The organism is Paenibacillus sp. FSL R7-0273 (genome assembly GCF_000758625.1).
GTDB lineage: Bacteria > Bacillota > Bacilli > Paenibacillales > Paenibacillaceae > Paenibacillus_AQ.
Map to the genome: position 1 here is coordinate 2617288 of NZ_CP009283.1, position 17156 is coordinate 2634443.

The 17156-nt window shown below is 56.5% G+C and carries 14 protein-coding genes; 11 read left to right on the top strand and 3 right to left on the bottom strand.

Going from position 1 to position 17156, the window contains the following annotated elements:
• Positions 1–45: 45 nt before the first annotated feature.
• Positions 46–1485, top strand: a complete 1440-nt coding sequence (locus R70723_RS11075) for a L,D-transpeptidase (RefSeq protein ID WP_039872046.1) — start codon at positions 46–48, stop codon at positions 1483–1485.
• On the opposite strand, the gene R70723_RS33735 is transcribed toward R70723_RS11075, so the two are convergent.
• Positions 1482–1619, bottom strand: a complete 138-nt coding sequence (locus R70723_RS33735; RefSeq protein WP_179088101.1) for a hypothetical protein — start codon at positions 1617–1619, stop codon at positions 1482–1484. The genes R70723_RS11075 and R70723_RS33735 overlap by 4 nt on opposite strands.
• A 210-nt stretch (positions 1620–1829) precedes the next feature.
• Between R70723_RS33735 and R70723_RS11080 the strand changes: the two genes are divergently transcribed.
• The 7 genes from R70723_RS11080 (at position 1830) to R70723_RS33370 (ending at position 8416) form a co-directional block, all read left to right on the top strand.
• Positions 1830–2924: a quinone-dependent dihydroorotate dehydrogenase gene (locus R70723_RS11080; protein ID WP_039872047.1), complete on the top strand. Its 1095-nt coding sequence runs from the start codon at positions 1830–1832 to the stop codon at positions 2922–2924.
• Between the two features lie 28 nt (positions 2925–2952).
• A complete protein-coding gene (locus R70723_RS11085) occupies positions 2953–3765 on the top strand; it encodes a GTP diphosphokinase (RefSeq protein WP_039872049.1) in 813 nt (270 codons plus the stop codon).
• Positions 3755–4207 carry a DUF309 domain-containing protein gene (locus R70723_RS11090; protein ID WP_039872051.1) on the top strand — a complete coding sequence of 151 codons (453 nt, stop codon included), beginning with the start codon at positions 3755–3757 and terminating at the stop codon, positions 4205–4207. The genes R70723_RS11085 and R70723_RS11090 overlap by 11 nt, the downstream gene beginning before the upstream one ends.
• A gap of 98 nt (positions 4208–4305) precedes the next feature.
• Positions 4306–5823, top strand: coding sequence for an RsmB/NOP family class I SAM-dependent RNA methyltransferase (locus R70723_RS11095; RefSeq protein WP_039872053.1), 1518 nt, complete (start codon positions 4306–4308; stop codon positions 5821–5823).
• Positions 5824–5826: 3 nt separating this feature from the next.
• Positions 5827–6597 carry a pseudouridine synthase gene (locus tag R70723_RS11100; RefSeq protein WP_039872055.1) on the top strand — a complete coding sequence of 257 codons (771 nt, stop codon included), beginning with the start codon at positions 5827–5829 and terminating at the stop codon, positions 6595–6597.
• A 122-nt stretch (positions 6598–6719) separates the two neighbouring features.
• Entirely contained in the window at positions 6720–7517 is a 798-nt protein-coding gene (locus tag R70723_RS11105; protein WP_039872057.1) for a Cof-type HAD-IIB family hydrolase, read from the top strand.
• A 752-nt stretch (positions 7518–8269) separates the two neighbouring features.
• Positions 8270–8416 carry a hypothetical protein gene (locus R70723_RS33370; RefSeq protein ID WP_156123808.1) on the top strand — a complete coding sequence of 49 codons (147 nt, stop codon included), beginning with the start codon at positions 8270–8272 and terminating at the stop codon, positions 8414–8416.
• 425 nt (positions 8417–8841) lie between these two features.
• Here R70723_RS33370 and R70723_RS33985 read toward each other — a convergent pair whose 3' ends face one another.
• Both R70723_RS33985 and R70723_RS11110 read right to left on the bottom strand, forming a co-directional pair.
• Positions 8842–8931 carry a sporulation protein YjcZ gene (locus R70723_RS33985; RefSeq protein WP_197073075.1) on the bottom strand — a complete coding sequence of 30 codons (90 nt, stop codon included), beginning with the start codon at positions 8929–8931 and terminating at the stop codon, positions 8842–8844.
• A gap of 113 nt (positions 8932–9044) precedes the next feature.
• Positions 9045–10442 carry an RsmB/NOP family class I SAM-dependent RNA methyltransferase gene (locus tag R70723_RS11110; RefSeq protein WP_039872060.1) on the bottom strand — a complete coding sequence of 466 codons (1398 nt, stop codon included), beginning with the start codon at positions 10440–10442 and terminating at the stop codon, positions 9045–9047.
• Positions 10443–10628: 186 nt separating this feature from the next.
• Between R70723_RS11110 and R70723_RS11115 the strand changes: the two genes are divergently transcribed.
• From R70723_RS11115 to R70723_RS11125, 3 genes are all read left to right on the top strand, one after another.
• Entirely contained in the window at positions 10629–11765 is a 1137-nt protein-coding gene (locus R70723_RS11115; protein WP_039872061.1) for a glycosyltransferase family 4 protein, read from the top strand.
• 5 nt (positions 11766–11770) lie between these two features.
• On the top strand, positions 11771–13072 hold the full coding sequence (locus R70723_RS11120) for a metallophosphoesterase family protein (RefSeq protein WP_039872063.1): 1302 nt from the start codon (positions 11771–11773) through the stop codon (positions 13070–13072).
• A 153-nt stretch (positions 13073–13225) separates the two neighbouring features.
• Positions 13226–16648, top strand: coding sequence for an AAA family ATPase (locus R70723_RS11125; RefSeq protein ID WP_039872065.1), 3423 nt, complete (start codon positions 13226–13228; stop codon positions 16646–16648).
• Positions 16649–17156 lie beyond the last annotated feature (508 nt).

A 17156-nucleotide genomic window follows, 5' to 3' on the forward strand; every position in this document is an offset into this window, starting at 1 on the left:
GCCGATATAAGTAGAAGAAAGAATTAATGATTCCCGGAGGCCCCGATGAAAAATTCGCAGCATCTTAAGGCTTACGTTCAAATGCACCCGGATAACAAGATGGCATGGTACTTGCTCGGTAAGGAATACTATAAGAGCGGCCAGGAGGGTAAGGCCAATTATTGCTTTAATATGGCCGGTGAAGTGTATGAGGCTTTTGAACGCAGTAAAGTTCCGGCGGAAATGCTGCGCGAGTATGAGGACGGCATGCTCAAGGCGGCGTATGACCGCCATCAGGTCAAGCTCAAAAGGAGGCGCATGCTCGTTGCGCTGATGCTGGCAATGCTGGTGCTTTTGCCGTCAGCCGTTCCGTCTGGCGCAGATTTGGGAACGGAGGCAGAGCTGGCGTTAGCACTCAGCCAAGCGGAGGAGACGGCTCCTGAGCCTGCAGCAGATGATCCTCAGGAAGCCCGGCCGGAGCTGCAGGAGGAGCCGGAGCTGGGGTTTACGGCCGTTTCCGGTGACGCTGCAGGCTCAGGCGCGGCGCTTGCGCAGCTGCTGCAGGGAGAAAAGCCTGACGTTACAGCAATGCTGACAATGGAGCGGTCAGGGAAATGGCTGCTCTGGAGGGAAAAGCTTCCGCTGGCTGCAACGCTAGTGAAGAATGCTAACGGACGTGCTGTCTACCAGTCCTATGACCGCGCTGCCTGTGAATGTGAGCCGCCGGAATCTGCTGCGCTGCAGCAGCAGGCCGGGCAATGGCAGAGCCGTCAGGAGCAGCTGGCCGTGCTGTGGAGCGCAATGCGTGCCTATAAGAACAGTAAGGGGAGCCTTCCGCAGTCTCCGGAGGCTTTGACAGGAGCTTTTCCGGGCAACTGGCTTGCCGGAACTACACCGCTGATGAAGGAGGCATTCGCTTCTGTGCGTAGTGCAGCCGCCGCAGGTATGACACAGCAGCCAGCCGCAGGGTCAGGCGATAAAGCACCGGCTGCAGGTGGAGGAGAAGCCGGCGGAGGCAATGCCGGGGCTGCAGGTAACGGCGGTCAGGAGCTGCCTTTTTTTACCGGACCGCTCACTATAATAGTAGATAAGCAAAATCACCGCCTGGCAGTAACCAGCGGCTCCGTTATTTTAAGGAATTATAAGGTTGGGCTTGGAGGCGGCAGGACGCCTGAGGGGACTTTTACTATTACAGACAAGGTAGTGAATCCGAACGGACGGGACAACGGGGAATTCGGCAGCCGGGGGATGCAGCTCTCGGACACTAACTATGCTATACATGGTACGGATGAGCCGGAAAGCATCGGCAAGGATGAGTCACTGGGCTGTATCCGGATGAGCCGTGCGGATGTGGAGGAGCTGTTCGCGATGGTGCCGATGGGCACGAAGGTGCAGATAAGTAAAGGGGGCCTGCCTGATGAGGTGCTGGTTCCGGGTGAACGTTACCCTTCGGAAGCCCCTGCCAACCAGACCAACCCCGATAAAGTCTACCATTGGCTGAATTAATTGCCTGCTACCAGAAACAAGACGACAATAAGCAGAATCAGCAGAACCAGACTTGCACCAATCCACAGGATCGCTTTGCGGTTCACTTCTTCTTTTTTTTGCTGAAGTGTCGGAGGCTTGCGTTTAGTTGACATGTTCGTCATCCTTCTTTCTCTCTTTATCGGTGATTACCCTTACATTGTAATGGGTTTAGCAGAAAATTACTATACTCCCCGGCTCCGCCAGGAATATCCGCACGGTAAAAAACTTTTCTTTTCGCCCGGAAAAGGATAAAATTAAGAAGAAAACAAACGAAACGGGGAGTCGGAGGACGATTCGGGTAATCCCTTGAAGGAGCGAGAACGGTGCTGTATCGGCATTTAGGCAAACCTATTTTCTTTAAAATGGATCCGGAAAAAGCGCATCATCTCGTGATCGGCGGATTAAACAAAGCGGCATTTGTTCCAGGCGGAAGTGCAGCTATGCGGCTTATGTACGGAGTCCCTGAAACGGCAGATATGGCTGTTGACCTGTTCGGTGTTCATTTTCCTACACCGGTAGGGCTTGCTGCCGGTCTCGACAAAAATGCCGAGGCGGTCGGCGGCTTCTCATCCATCGGCTTCGGCTTTATGGAGGTCGGTACAGTAACGCCCAAAGGGCAGCCGGGCAATGACAGTCCTAGACTGTTCCGCCTGATTCCTGATGAAGCGCTCATCAACCGGATGGGCTTCAATAATGAAGGTGCCGGGGCGATGGCAGAGCGGCTGAAGGAGCTGAAGACGCGCAGAATACCGGTAGCGGTCAATATCGGACGCAATAAATCAACTCCGAATGAAACAGCGCACGAGGATTACCGCCAGTGTATCCGTACGCTGTACCCTTACGGTGATTTTTTTGTGGTTAATATCAGCTCTCCGAATACGCCGGACCTGCGCAGCCTCCAGCATGGCAGTGAGCTGGCAAAGCTGCTCTCTGAAGTGAAGGAAGAAATGGCCCTTCAGCGGGACAAGAGCGGCAGCGCCAAAAGCCTGCTGGTCAAGATTGCTCCGGATGTCAGTGACAGTGAGCTGGAATTTATGGTACATACGCTATCAGAAGCTGGAGTTGACGGCGTTATTGCCACTAACACCACGCTAAGCCGCGAGGGACTGACCAGCGACAAGGCCGGTGAAACAGGCGGTCTAAGCGGCAAGCCGCTGAGAGACCGGTCGACGGAAATTATCCGCAGCATTTACCGCCAGACGGGCGGAAAGCTGCCGATCATCGGGTCAGGCGGTATTTTTAGCGCCCAGGATGCCTATGACAAGATCCGGGCAGGTGCGAGCCTGGTTGAAATTTATACGGCGCTCATCTATGAGGGACCGGAGGTTAACCGCCGGCTGCATGCCGGCCTGCGGCAGCTGCTGCGGCGGGACGGCTTCTCTCATATCCTGGAAGCGGTGGGCGCCGATCATCACTGAAGGTTGAATGGACAGGAGGACGAAGGCGATGGACGGCAGGGATTGGGGAACTTTTTTGCTTCCATATGAACAGACTGTGGAGGAACTCAAGGTTAAATTCAAAACAATGCGCTCGGAGCTCAAGAAGAGAGAGGAATACACGCCGATTGAGTTCGTAACCGGACGTGTCAAACGTCTCTCCAGCATACTTGAAAAAGCCAAGCGCCTGAATGTAAAAATGGAGGACCTGGAAACGGGCATTGAGGATATTGCCGGAATCCGGATTATGTGCCAGTTCGTTGAGGATATCCGCAGAGTGGCTGAATACATCCGGGCCCGCAAGGACCTTGAGGTGCTGTACGAGAAGGATTATATCACCAATTATAAGGAAAGCGGCTACCGCAGCTTCCATATGATTATTAAATATCCGGTGCAGACGGCCTTGGGACAGAAAATTGTGCTGGCCGAGATTCAGATCCGGACACTGGCGATGAATTTCTGGGCTACCATTGAGCATTCCCTGAACTATAAATACCGTGAAAGCCTGCCGGATGAAATGCGGGTGCGCCTGAAGACAGCGGCAGAAGCCGCGTCAATCCTGGACAGTGAGATGTCCAGCATCCGTGAAGAAATTCTGGAGGCGCAAAAGCTGTTCGAGGAGAACTCCAACACGACGACTCAAGTGCTTAACGCCATTCACCAGCTGTATTTCTATCATCTGGTGAATGAGGCGATTGAAAGCCAGAACCGCTTTAATGAGATCTGGCAGACGCAGGACATGGAAGCGATGAAGCAATTGCTGGAGCATGTGCGCGGACTGATCTCAAATGCCAAGAAGGGCAGCCTGCAGGATGGCCTTTGAACCGCTGTACCTGGCTTACCTGGTCTACTTCAACCGTGACAGAGACTATTTTGAATGCCATGAGGTGCTTGAAGAGCTGTGGCTGGCCCGGGACCGCGATCCGGTCTACAAAGCGCTGCTGCAGGTGGCTGTCGGATTGTATCACTTCCGTAACGGCAATGTGCGCGGCGGACTGATTATGCTTGAACGTTCTTACAGTGTGCTTAAGCAATACCCCGGCGAGACACTGGGCATCAATCTTGCCAGGCTGGTTTCAGAGGTTGGCGTATATGCCTCACGCTTGAAGGATTACGCCGCCAGCCCGTTTGATTATTATGACCTTACGATTGAAGTCATGGATCCGGCGCTTGCAGCTGAACTGGAGCAGACAGCCCCCGGGATTGTGCCGAGTGTGCCCCAACGGCGCGGACCGCAAAGGCCGGACAGAGCCCGCCACAAATAAACCCGCGATAAAAGCAACATCTAATTAGGAGCACCCGCAGGGGTGTTCCTTGATTGTTAATCCCCAAATTCAGCTAACACAAGCAGGAGGACAGCATCATGGCAGCACAATTGCCCGGCTCGTTTACCGGGCGTATGAAGGAACTGCTTGGAACAGAATATGAGTCATTCCTGGAGACCTATAAGGAAACGCCTTATGCGGGTATCCGGGTTAATACACTGAAAATTACTGTGCAGGAGCTGCTGGAGCGCTCGCCGTTCGGGCTGGAGCCGATTCCCTGGTGTCCGGCCGGCTTCTACACGGAAGAAGGAGCCCGGCCGGGCAAGCATCCGTATTATCATGCCGGCCTGTATTACATCCAGGAGCCGAGCGCTATGGCGCCGGTTGAACTGCTGGATGTACAGCCGGGCGACCGGGTGCTGGATCTGTGCGCGGCGCCCGGCGGCAAATCCACCCAGATTGCCGCCAAGCTCCAGGGCACGGGGATGCTGGTCAGCAATGACCTGCATCCTGACCGGACTAAGGCACTGGCCAAAAATCTGGAGCTCTACGGCGTAAGAAACGGCATTGTGCTGAATGAAAGTCCGGAGCGGATTGCTGCGGCTTTCCCGGGCTTCTTTGACCGGATTCTGATCGATGCCCCTTGCTCCGGCGAAGGCATGTTCCGTAAAGACGAAGATATGGTCAAGCAGTGGGAGCCGGGAACACCTCAGAAGTATGCTGATATGCAGCGGGAGATTCTCCGGTCAGCAGCGGCAGCGCTGAAGCCGGGCGGAACGATCGTGTATTCGACCTGTACGTTCGCCCCGGAGGAAAACGAAGGGTCGATCCTGGAATTCCTCGCCGGGCAGCCGCAATTTACGGCGGTCCCGGCGGGCGGGTCCGGCGGGTTCGCGCCGGGCCTCAGCGGGTTGCCCGAGGCCGTGCGGCTCTGGCCGCATAAGGTCAAGGGCGAGGGCCATTTCATGGCGGTGCTTCGCCATGACGGAAGTGCTGCTGCGCAAGGAACGGCCGGGGACGCGGATACCGCGCTCCCGGTTTCCGTGCGCAGCAAGGGCAGCTCTGCCGCCCGGCCGGCCAAGGCAGGCGGCAGCAGGGACCGCGAGGCCAAAGGCGGACGCGGTCAGGGTAAGGGCGGCGGCGCGCGCGGTCAGCGGCCGCAGGGCTCCGGCGAGGAAGCGGCGCTGGCCGCGTTCGCCGGGTTCTGCCGGGAGCAGCTCGGCTGGCAGCCGGCCGGCTACCCGGTGCTGTTCGGCGAGCATCTGTATATCTCGCCGCTGCCGCCTGCGGCACTGGACGGACTGAGGACCATCCGTCCAGGCTGGTATATGGGCCAGCTGCGCAGCGGCCGATTCATTCCGGGCCATCCGCTGGCTACAGCGCTAAGGCCGTCCGAGAGCCTGCGCAGCCTGTCGCTGGACAGCGCCAACGGCGAAGCTGTCTCCTATCTGAAGGGCGAGACGCTGGCTGCTCCTGAGCAGCGGCTGTCTGTTCAGCCGGGCAGCCCGTCCAAGGGCTACGTCCTGGTCTGCATTGACAGCTTCAGCGCCGGCTGGGGCAAATGGCAGGACGGTATGCTGAAGAACGAATATCCCGCAGGATGGAGGTGGACCTAAAGCATGAATACATCTGGTAACGCCGGAAAGAAGCAGCGCATTGATAAAGTACTGTCCCACATGGGCATCGGCTCGCGCAGTGACATCCGCAAGCAGGCCAAGCTGGGCTTAATCACCGTGAACGGTAAGGTCGTTAAAGACAGCGGCTTCCATGTAGATCCGTATGAAGATGTAATTGCAGTAGCCGGTGAAGAGGTCTGCTACCGGGAATTTATATATCTGATGATGAACAAGCCTGCCGGTGTGCTGTCAGCTACAGAGGACAAGCGTGACCGGACGGTGCTTGATTTACTTAAGGCCGATTATGCCCTGTTCGAGCCTTTTCCCGTCGGCAGGCTGGACAAAGATACGGTAGGACTGCTGCTGCTCACCAATGACGGCAAGCTGGCCCATGAGCTGCTCTCTCCCCGCAAGCACGTGCCTAAGACCTATGAGGCTACGGTAGAGGGGGATGTGGATGCTGATGATGTGGAGGCTTTTGCCCGGGGGGTTGAGCTGGAGGACGGTTACGTGACTCTGCCTGCCCAATTGAGCATTCTTAGCAGAGAACGGGGAGCGAAGACGGTCTCATACATCTCGCTGACCATTACCGAAGGCAAGTTCCATCAGGTAAAAAGGATGTTTATCGCTGTCGGCAAAAAGGTGACGTTTCTGAAGCGGGTATCCATGGGCGGGCTGAAGCTGGATGAGAGCCTGCCGCTTGGAGCCAGCCGTGAGCTGACGGACGCAGAGCTTGCGCTGTTAACCGGCGGGGCGGAGGTTTCCGCAGATTGACGGCTGTGGCCGGCTGGACGATTTTATATATGCTTAATACAAATACGGTTCATTGTTGACCCGGCTTTGATAAGCTTGCTTGATACAGCCGGATAGAAATAGACAGACAAGGATGGTGGAGTATGAAATACAAGCTGATTGCGCTGGATGTTGACGGAACGCTGCTTAATGATGACCATAAGCTGAGTGCTGAAAATAAAGAGGCCATTGCCGAGGTTACACGCCGGGGAGGACAAATCGTGTTATGTACCGGCCGCAGCCCGCAGAACTCGATTCCTTTTATGGAGGAGCTGGGGCTGACGGGCTATGTTCTCGGCCACAACGGCGGTGCAACGGTATCGGTCAGTGACCGCAAGGTGCTCGATCAATACGGGATGGACGGCCGCGGGCTGGACCCTTACATCGAATACTGCCGGAAGCATGATATCCATTTTGATGTCAGTACGGCCTTCGAGATGTATGTGGACAACGTGGAGAACCTGACTAAGGAAGCCAACTATATGTATGAGCACTTCCGGATTATGCCGGCCTCCCTGCCGGCGTGGGAGGAATTCCGCGAGCCGATCGTCAAATTTACAGTGTTCACCAAGTCTGCGGTGCTGGATGAAGCAATGCGGGAATGGGGCACCTGGACCCAGCAGTACAATATGCTGCGCAGCGGCGAGTTTTTTGCCGATTTCATGCATCATGAAGCTTCCAAGGGTAACGCGCTTAAGAAGCTTGCTGCACAGCTTGGTATCCCGCAGGACGAAGTAATGGCTGTCGGCAACTATTACAATGATATCTCCATGCTGACCTACGCCGGGCTGGGTGTTGCCGTGGACAATTCCCCGCTTGAGGTTAAAGCAGCTGCGGATGTTATCACCGGTACCAACAACGAGCACGGCGTTCGGGACGCGCTTGTGAAGTATTGTCTTTAAGCTTCGGGCAATTATAATTTAAGGGTATTACAAGCATAAACTGGTGCCGGTCGGTACTGGTTTATGCTTTTTTTTGATGGTAACGGTCATCTGGCTGCGTTTGCAGGAATCGGCGGGGGTTATCGCCAAACGGGCTCAGGGAGCAAAATTAGATGATGTTTTTCCACCTAATACTCGGAAATGTAGGAAATCAGAAGAATTAGGTGACGAAAATCGAACTAAATTGTGGAGGCTTAGAAGAGGGAAGAGGGAAGAGGGAAGAGGGAAGCTGGAAGCTGGAAGCGGAGAGCAGGTGGAAAGATGTGAAAATTACCATTGGTGCATATTATAGCAGCATGGCCGGCATGAGCAGCTAATATAAGATCATAAGTACTGATGAGGCGATTAATAAGGGCATTCTTTGCTTTTGATGTTTAGCTATCTGGCTGTGTTTGCTGGGATCGGGGGGCTTCTGCTCAAAATAGATGGAATTTCTACACCTAATACTTCACCAAACATCATATTTGGAACATTAGTTATAAAAACGACACTTAATTATCCATATTATCGCCAAAAGGGCTCAGGGGGCAAAATTAGATGATGTTTTTCCACCTAATACCCGGAAATGTAGGAAATCAGAAGAATTAGGTGACGAAAATCGAACTAAATAGAAAGGACCCTTAACCAGGAGAGTGGGGGCAGGTGGGGAGTGTGGGAACTGAGCAGTATGGGACTGAGCGTGGAGTAAGGAGGTCGGACGAACGGAGGGAGAAATGCGGGGAGAATATGAGCTGGAAGTGAAGGATGATCTGGAAGTGAGGGATGATCGGGAAGTGAGGGATGATCTGGAAGTAAGGGATGATCTGGAAGTGAAGGAAGTTCAGGAGTGGTGGGTGGAAATGTATGAGGCGGTGAGTTAGATGAATGAGATGAGACCTAGGAGTTGGATTAGATGGCGGAGTGGAAAGTGCAGATTGAGATAGATGAGCTGAGAAGAGCTGGGTGAGAGACAGGGAAAAATGTAACAGGGGAGTTAGGTGAGTCTGGTGGGATGAGTTGAGATGAGAGATGAGCTGAGATGAGCAGGCAAGATAATGGAAAATGAAACAGAGGAGTTGGGTGAGCCTGGTGAGGGGAATGAGATGGATAAGCTAAGCGAAGAGCTGATAAGAGCTGATATGAGTTAACTGGAAGGCAAGGGGAAGATGAGACAGAGCTCTTGTATAAGATGGGTGAGCTGAGGCAGGGACCCCGCTATGGTCCATACAAATAAAAAAAGCGGCGGCACAGCCCTGTGAAGGGCTGCGCGGCCGCCTGCTGTCACTATTTTTAGCTGCGAATAGAGTTAGACAAACAGCGAACGGGAAATGATAACGAGCAAGATGAAAAGCACCAAAATTGCACCGGTTGATGTGAAGCCAGGAACTGCACCCATGTCTGATTCCTCCCTTAACTCATGTCTGGTTCCCAATGCCTGCCTTGCGGCTGCGGCGTCCTTGGGATAATGACATCATATGCATGGAAGGCGGGTCTGAACTGGTTAGGTGCCTAAGCCTCCTCAAGATGGGCTTTTTGTATTCTCAGGCCCTTGGGCAGATGGTTTTTCAGCTGGCCTAAACTGGCTTTACCCCAGCTGACCGGCAGGCCTTCTACGGTAACAAGCGTCCAGCCATGGAGCTCAGCCGGAACAGCCAGGCTCTCCCCGCGCAGCCAGGCCTGAAGCTCCGGACTGTCAGCTGCAAGATCATAATGGCGTGCAGCCTGTCCGGGCTGAAGGCTCATGGCCAGGGCATGGGCTGGCTCAATCCGGTTTTTCTTCAGGTGGGCAAGATGCAGGCCGGCGCGCGGCACCTTGAGTCCATCCAGCAGGCCGGTATGGAGGCGCTCATTAAAGGCTTCCGGCAGCAGATAGAGCGACTCCCCAAACAGCAGCGGGCTGCCCTGGCCGTTAAATCCGGGCAGCTCCTTTGCCGCCCAGTCGCTAAATTGCTGATAGGCATCGCGGAGTGATGCATGGACACGCGGTCCGTTTTTGCCCTTTCCGCCGCTGCGTTTACTGCCGGACCGCTCTGCCTCACCGGAGCCGGAAGCGGCCGCTTTATGCAGCAGGGCGACGAAATGCCCCTCGCCTTTTTCGTGATGCGGCCAGAGCCGTTTCTGCGTAATCAGCTCCATATCCGGATAAGCCCGGGTAAACCGGCTGATGGTCTCCTCATTCTCCAGACGGTTGAAGGTGCAGGTTGAGTAGACCATACTTCCGCCCGGCTTCAGCATCAGATAAGCGTCCTGTAAAATATCCCATTGCCGCTCGGCGCACATCTTCACGTGATCAAGTGACCATTCGCTGACAGCTGCCGGGTCCTTGCGGAACATACCTTCCCCTGAGCAGGGGGCATCCAGCATAATCCGGTCAAACACCCCGGCAAAGCGCCGTGACAGCTCTCCCGGAGTAGCGCTGGTCACCAGGGCATGAGAGATACCGAGGCGTTCCACGTTCTCCGCCAGGATTTTTGCCCGCTCGGGGTGTATCTCGTTGGAGACAAGCAGTCCTTGTCCCTGCATCAGGGAGGCTAGGTGTGTGGTTTTACCGCCTGGTGCGGCAGCCAGATCAAGCACGGTTTCTCCCGGAAGCGGGGCAAGCAGCTCTGCTGCGGACATTGCCGAAGGTTCCTGAATATAATATAGTCCGGCGGCATGAAAGGGGTGTCTGCCGGGCCGGGCCGGGTCCTCATAGTAATAGCCCGAGGGGCACCACGGGACCGGAGTGAGGCCAAACAGCGCGGCTGCCTGGGCGGCGGGGGCGCTGCCGGGGGTGCTTTTTAAAGTGTTGAACCGCAAGCCCTGGGTCCGCGGCAATGTGTAGCTGTGCAGAAAAGCGTCCGCCTCCTGCCCCAGCATTTCCTTCATGGCAGCTGTAAAAGCGGCGGGCAGCCGTTCTTCGTTCATACGTCATTCTCCTTAAGGTTGATTTCAAAACAGGCTCAAGTGTTCTTAATTAGTTGCTGTTTCAGGTGGATACCGATAAAATCAAGGTATGGGACCTAAGAGTGCCTGTAAATGTACATATATACAACTATATCATAATTGCCGGGTCTCACCGTAATCAGGGCAATCGAAAAGGGGATGTACCTTATGAATTTGCTGCAAGCGCTATTCTTCCCGCCGGAGCAGCCCGGCGGTGTATCTTCCATGATCCCTTACCTGCAGGATCGGTTCCGTTCCAGCCGCTGGGATATGGATTTGTTCTGGCTGCCCAAGCGGATAAGGGGCAAGGGACGCGAAGAGATTGTCTTTGAGACGTTTGACTGGACGGTATACGGCGAAAGTCCGGTTGTGCAAAAATATATCCAGACCTACCGGGATTACATCTGGTGGACCAAGCTGCGGATGAGCAAGCAATATGATCTGATCCATGCCCATCATCCGATAGCGGGCCTTGCCATGAAGAGGATTTATCCGGAAATTCCGCTGATTCAGACGCTGCACTCCAGCTATGAGCGCGAGCTTATTCTTAACGGTCTAATCCGTGAGGGCGGGCTAGAGCACCAGTTTCTAGTGTCGATTTACCGTGAGCTTGAGCATGTGAGTGACCGGCTGATGACGGTTTCGCGCGCTTTTGCCGACTATCTGATCCCTTATACCGAGCATCCTGCAAGCATTGGCATTATCCCGAACGGTTTTGACGAGAAAAGATTCAAGCCTGTGCCGCATGACAACAGCATCCCGCAGCTGGTTACGGTTACCCGTCTGGTACCTGCCAAGGGTCTGGATATTCTGTTCAGAGCCTGCGCAGAGCTGAAGGACCGCGGCCATGAATATGTGCTCCACATTATCGGTGACGGACCGTCGCGCGGAGAACTGGAGGCGCTGGCACAGGAGCTAGGTATATATAATGAAACGATTTTTTACGGGTATACACTGCATCCGGAGGAATTCATGCCGTTCTTTGATATCTTTGTCCTGCCTTCAAGGGCGGAAGCGTTCGGTTCGGTGTTTGCAGAGGCTGCCCTCAGCTGCCTTGCCCTGGTCGGCACCAATGTCGGCGGCATTCCGGAGCAGATTGAAGACGGTGTGAACGGCCTGCTGGTCAACCCGGATGATCAGACTGCGCTGGCTGATGCACTGGAAAAAGTAATTGCTGATCCCGGCTACCGCTACGAGCTGTCGAGGTCGGCCTGGGATAAGGCAAAAAGCCAGTATTCGCTGACCCGTGTCGCCAATGAGCTGAAAAAAATCTATCTGCAGTATCAGCCGGAAACGAAGGGGTGAGCCGCGTGATTCCTTTCCGATTCCTGCACGCTGCGGATCTGCATCTGGACAGCCGCTTTGCCGGACTTGCGCAGCTTCCTCAGGCTGTACGCTCTTATCTAAGAGAGTCCACCTTCGCCGCCCTCGGGCGGCTTGTTGGCGTAGCTATAGAGCTGGAAGTTGATTTTGTAGTCATCAGCGGTGATGTATACGATGTTTCAGATGCTTCGCTGCAGGGCCAGCTGCGTTTTCAGGAGGCGCTCAAGGAGCTGGCCGCACACGGGATTGGAGTATATCTGATCCACGGCAACCATGATCCGCTAGACGGCCCGAGGCTGCAGATGGAGCTGCCTGCGGGGGTTACAGTGTTCAGTGCCAGGGAGCCCGGTCAGGCTGTTGCCTGCTGCCGCAGCGACGGGGCTGAGGTGGCTGTAATCAGCGGCATTTCTTATCCTACGGCAAAGGTGACGGAGAATACAGCACTGCGGTTTAACAGGATGCCGGGCAGCCCGCTGTATCATATTGCGCTGCTGCACGGTAATGTAGACGGTGATCTGCAGCATGAAACCTATTCGCCCTGTACGCGCAAAGATCTGATTGGCAGGGGCTTTGATTACTGGGCGCTCGGGCATATTCATAAACGCAGCATTTTGCATGAGAGCCCTCCTATTGTATATCCGGGCAATACTCAAGGGCGGAGTGTCAAGGAAACCGGTCCTAAGGGCTGCTACATTGTGGATGTAAATGCAGAAGGACATGCGGAGCTGCAGTTCCATGAGCTTGATACGGTCCGCTGGCAGGTGCGGGAAATTCCGATTGACGGCCTGGCGGATGAGGCCGAATGGACCGGCGCTGTAGAACAGGCTATAGAGGATATCCGCGAGGAGCTGCCATTTCTTATGTCTGTGGTGCGCTTCAGGCTGACCGGACGGGGAAATGTACATAGGATATTGTCTGAAAAAGGAGCCGCTGCCGATCTCCTCTCCGAGCTGCAGCGCAGGGAGGCAGTCCGTGCCGGCCGGCAGGCTTTTGCCGGGCTGGTGTGGACCGAGGGCTTCTCGGTTGAGACAGGACTGCCGGTCGACCGGGAGCGTCTCCTGCAGGAGGACAGCTTCCTTGGTGAGCTGCTGCGGCTGTCGGGGCGCAGTGCAGAAAGTGCAGACGGGCTGGAGGAGCTGCTGTCAGCCGCGCTGAAGCCGCTGCTGGAGAACCGGGAGCTGAGGCGGCTGCTGGCTGCAATGCCGGAGGCTGACAAGCGGGAATGGCTGAGAAGCGCGGAAGAGTTAGGCATTACATTGCTGAGCGGTGCAGAAGAAGAGGCTATATAGAATGAAGAGAATTAGCTGATGCTCCAGTTCGTAAGAGGCTAATTAAATGCAGCGGGCCGTGTTATAGAAGCGGAATATCAGACTGTGAGCAGCAGAGTATGCACTAAAGAAGCTGGATCAGGCTGATAGTCCGGCAGAGGCGGGGGATTCAGAATGAGAATAGAGCAGTTGCAGATCAGCGGCTTCGGCCGGCTGCAGCAGCGGGAAATTGAGCTGGGCGGCGGTGTTACCGTATTATATGGCCGGAATGAAGCCGGAAAAAGCACCACCCTGCAATTCATCCGGGCGATGCTGTTCGGCATTCCCGGCAGGTCTAACCCGGCAGAGCGGTATGAGCCGGTGCAGGGCGGCCGGCATGGCGGGGTTTTGACGGTGTGTGACAACGCAGGAGCACGCTGGACCATCCGGCGCTTCGCGGCCGGGGGAGAGCTGCAGGGCCGGAGCGAGAAGCTGGGCATTACCGTACGTTATCCTGACGGCCGGACTGAAGAGGCGACACAGGAAGAGCTGGAGCGCCGGCTGCTCGGCGGCATCTCGCGGAGCATGTTCCGTCAGCTGTTCGCAGTATCCCTGGACGAGCTGCAGGAGCTTGGTGCTCTGCAATCCGAGGAAATGAGCAGCTATCTGTTCCATGCCGGCATGGGCGGAGGCGGGGAAATCATGCGTGCTGAGCGCAAGCTGCTGCAGGACGCCGAGAAGCTGTACAAGCCGCGCGGTAAGGTGCAGGAGGCGGCGAAAATTCTCCAGCAGATTGACAAGCTGGAGCGGGAGATGGCTGAGAGCCGTTCTTTGCTGCCCCGATATAATGCCAGTCTTGCTGCGCTTGAGCTTGCCGAAGAGCGACTGGCGCAGTTTGAGCTGTCGCGGGCCGAAGCAGCCGGGAGGCTGGTTCTGCTGCGCAAAGCAGCGGATATCCGCGAAATGTGGCTGAAATGGCGGGATGCCCGTGTAGAGCTGGACAGCCTGCCGGTAATCGTGAACTTTCCTGAGAATGGAGCAGGCCGGTGGCAGTCACTCGAGGCTGAGCTCCGGAGTACCGCCACAGCCGTACAGCGTCTTACCCGCCAGCATGATGAGCTGGCTGCCGAGCTGGCGCTGCATCCGCCGGATGAGCTGTTGATTGCCCAGGGGCCTGCGCTTGAGCGCCTTGACCGCAGCCGTCCGGGCTACGAGGACCGCCGTGCCGAGCGGCAGCGGCTTACCGCTGAGCTGGCTGCGCATGACGCTCATCTTGAGCGCACGCTGCGCAGTATCGGCGCCGGCTGGGGCTATCCGGAGCTGGCAGGCTTTGCTGTGACCGCAGCCGAGCGCGAGGCTGCCCGGCGCTTTGCGGCCTCATTCGCCGGCTACGACCGGCGCATGGAGGCCCGGGAGGCGGAGCGGCAGAGCCTCCGCTCCCGCATGGCCGCCGCCGCTGCTGCGCTGCAGGCGGCAGAACGCTCGCTTGCGCGTGAGCACGCAAGCGGCGGCACAGACTTCGCGGGCCTCGCCCCGCGCAGCCCGCGTGAGGTGCTGCAGCTGTGGGACGAGCTGCAGCAGGCTGCCGAGCGCTGGCGCGAAGCCCAGCTCGGCACAGGCGGCCCGGATAGCGCCGGCGGCCGCAGCTCCGGCGCCGGGGACCGCCGGGCGGCACGCTACCGGCGGTGGCTGGCCGCAGGCGCAGCGCTGACGCTGCTGCTGCCGGCGGCCCTGCTGCTGAGCGGTGCTCCGCCGCTCAGCGCCTGGTCCGCGCTCGGCCTGCTGGCCGCAGCGGACCTGGTTCTGTGGGCCGGCCTGCGCGCAGCGGGCCGGCAGGATTCCCCGCCGGGGCACGGCGGGGATGGCGCAGCAGCCGCAGCGGAGATGCTGCGGCTGCGCGGGCTGCTGCTCTCCGGAGCGGAGCCGGAGAGCGGGACCCGCCGGCCGGGGCGAGCGGCCGGGGGCAATGATGCCGGCGCGCTTGAAGCCGGCATGCGGGAGCTGCGCCGCCTGATGGAGGCGTGGAACGCCTGGCGGCAGCGCGTGGACCGGCTGTCCGGCGAGCGCGATGCCGCCAGGACGGAAGCAGAGGCGCTCGCCGGGCAGGAGCGCGCTCTGGCAGAGGAGCTGGAACGTGCTGAGGCAGAGTTCGCAGCGCTGGACGGCCGGTATACAGAGTGGCTGCAGCAGCGCCGGCTGCCGGAAGGCCTCTCCCCGGAAGGGCTGCCGGACATCTTTGCACTGGTGGAGCAGGGGAATGACCTGCTCCGCCAGCGCGGCAAGCTGATTCAGCGGCTTGGAGAGCTTGAAACCGGGTGTGCCGCTTTTGAGGACGAGGTGCTGACGCTGCTGCGGCAGAGCGAAGAACAGGCAGCAAGTTCCCCGATGCTTCCGCTAAATGCAGCAGACGATAATAAGTCTTTTGACTTTCCTGTCACTCCGGCCGATTCTGTAGCCGCTCTTTACGACAGCGTCGAAGCAGACCTTCCGGTGCATCCGCCAAATGCAGCGGATAATCATGCTTCCTCTGCCCTCCCGCACCTGACGGCTTCGCAGGCGCAACTGGCAAAAGCTGATGAGACGAAGTCTGTCTCATGGTCCGGGGGCGCTGAGCCGCGGGATAACTCTGTTTTCAGCCTGCTCAGCTGGCTGGAGAACCGGAAACGGGAGTGGGAGCAGCAGCGGAATGAGCTGCTGCGCAGGGAAGGGCTGTCTGCACGTAAGGCTGAGCTCCGTGAGGAGCTGGCTGAGCAGCTTCAGCAGCTGGAAGGACTGCAGCAGCTCAGCATTGTGCTGCTGGGCGAGGGCGGTGCCGCAGACGGTGAAGATTTTTTGCGGCGCGCTTCGGCAGTACAGCAGCGGACGGAGCTGACGCGAGCTGTCCGCGGATGGGAGTCGGCGATGTTCGCCGGCTGGGAGGACGGCCGCGCTGAGCAATTACTGAGGCTGCTGGAGCAGCACGATGCTTCTGCACTCGCAGGTGAACGTGCAGCTGCAGAGGCTGCTGCTGCAGAACTGGAGGAACAGCGGAATATCCTGCTGGAGCAGAGAGGGAAGCTGCTGCAGGAGCAGGAATATTTGAAGGAACGCTGTAAGGAGGATACTGTAAACCAGCAGCTGGAGGAGCAGCGGGCAGCATTGCAGAATCTGGCAGGACAGTACGCTGTTACTGTGCTTGCCGCCGAATTAATCGGACGGACCAGACGTATTTATGAGCAGGAAAAACAGCCGCAGGTTCTGCAGCTGGCCTCTGCATATTTTGCCAAGCTGAGCGGCGGGGAATACCGCAGAATCGTCATGACGCTGGGTCATAAGGAACTGAAGGCAGAGCATGAGAGCTTTGGGCTTCTGGACAGCTCCCTGCTCAGCAGGGGGACGCAGGAGCAGCTGTATCTTGCAATCAGGCTGGCTTTGGCCGAAACGATGTCCGGGAAGACCACTCTTCCGCTCATGCTGGATGATCTGTTTGTTAATTTTGATGAACACCGTCTGCATGCCGCGCTGTCCCTGACCGGAGAGCTATCAGCAACCCGCCAGATCGTTATGATGACCTGCCACCGTCATGTGGCGGAGGCAGCCGCGCGGATCATACCCGAATCAACGGTAATCTCTGTATAAAAGATAAGGCAGCGACTCATGTACCGCATAAGGATGGAAGATCATGATTTCCGGCAAAATAAGTGCCGCATCTGATTGTCTCCGGACCGGGCACCGCTGCCTTTTTACTTTAGGTGGTCTTTTGCTAGAACTTTGGCCGAAAATAAAGGGGAAAATCCCTTTAATGAACCGGAAAATAGGTGAGTTAACCAAGAATAAAGGGAAAAATCCCATTAATGAGCCGAAAAGTAGGTGAGTTAGCCAAGAATAAAGGGAAAAATCCCATTAATGAGCCAAAAAGTAGGTGAGTCAACCGAGAACAAAGGGAAAAATCCCTCTAATGAGCCGAAAAGTAGGTGAGTTAGCTAAGAACAAAGGGAAAAATCCCTTTAACGAGCCGAAAAATAGGTGAGTTGACCAAGAATAAAGGGAAAAATCCCATTAATGAGCCAAAAAGTAGGTGAGTCAACCGAGAACAAAGGGAAAAATCCCTCTAATGAGCCGAAAAGTAGGTGAGTTAGCTAAGAAC

Coding starts and splice junctions, on each gene's coding strand:
- R70723_RS11075 (WP_039872046.1), top strand. CDS start 46: ATGAAAAATTCGCAGCATCTTAAGGCTTACGTTCAAATGCACCCGGAT.
- R70723_RS33735 (WP_179088101.1), bottom strand. CDS start 1,619: ATGTCAACTAAACGCAAGCCTCCGACACTTCAGCAAAAAAAAGAAGAA.
- R70723_RS11085 (WP_039872049.1), top strand. CDS start 2,953: ATGGACGGCAGGGATTGGGGAACTTTTTTGCTTCCATATGAACAGACT.
- R70723_RS11090 (WP_039872051.1), top strand. CDS start 3,755: ATGGCCTTTGAACCGCTGTACCTGGCTTACCTGGTCTACTTCAACCGT.
- R70723_RS11095 (WP_039872053.1), top strand. CDS start 4,306: ATGGCAGCACAATTGCCCGGCTCGTTTACCGGGCGTATGAAGGAACTG.
- R70723_RS11100 (WP_039872055.1), top strand. CDS start 5,827: ATGAATACATCTGGTAACGCCGGAAAGAAGCAGCGCATTGATAAAGTA.
- R70723_RS11105 (WP_039872057.1), top strand. CDS start 6,720: ATGAAATACAAGCTGATTGCGCTGGATGTTGACGGAACGCTGCTTAAT.
- R70723_RS33370 (WP_156123808.1), top strand. CDS start 8,270: ATGCGGGGAGAATATGAGCTGGAAGTGAAGGATGATCTGGAAGTGAGG.
- R70723_RS33985 (WP_197073075.1), bottom strand. CDS start 8,931: ATGGGTGCAGTTCCTGGCTTCACATCAACCGGTGCAATTTTGGTGCTT.
- R70723_RS11110 (WP_039872060.1), bottom strand. CDS start 10,442: ATGAACGAAGAACGGCTGCCCGCCGCTTTTACAGCTGCCATGAAGGAA.
- R70723_RS11115 (WP_039872061.1), top strand. CDS start 10,629: ATGAATTTGCTGCAAGCGCTATTCTTCCCGCCGGAGCAGCCCGGCGGT.
- R70723_RS11125 (WP_039872065.1), top strand. CDS start 13,226: ATGAGAATAGAGCAGTTGCAGATCAGCGGCTTCGGCCGGCTGCAGCAG.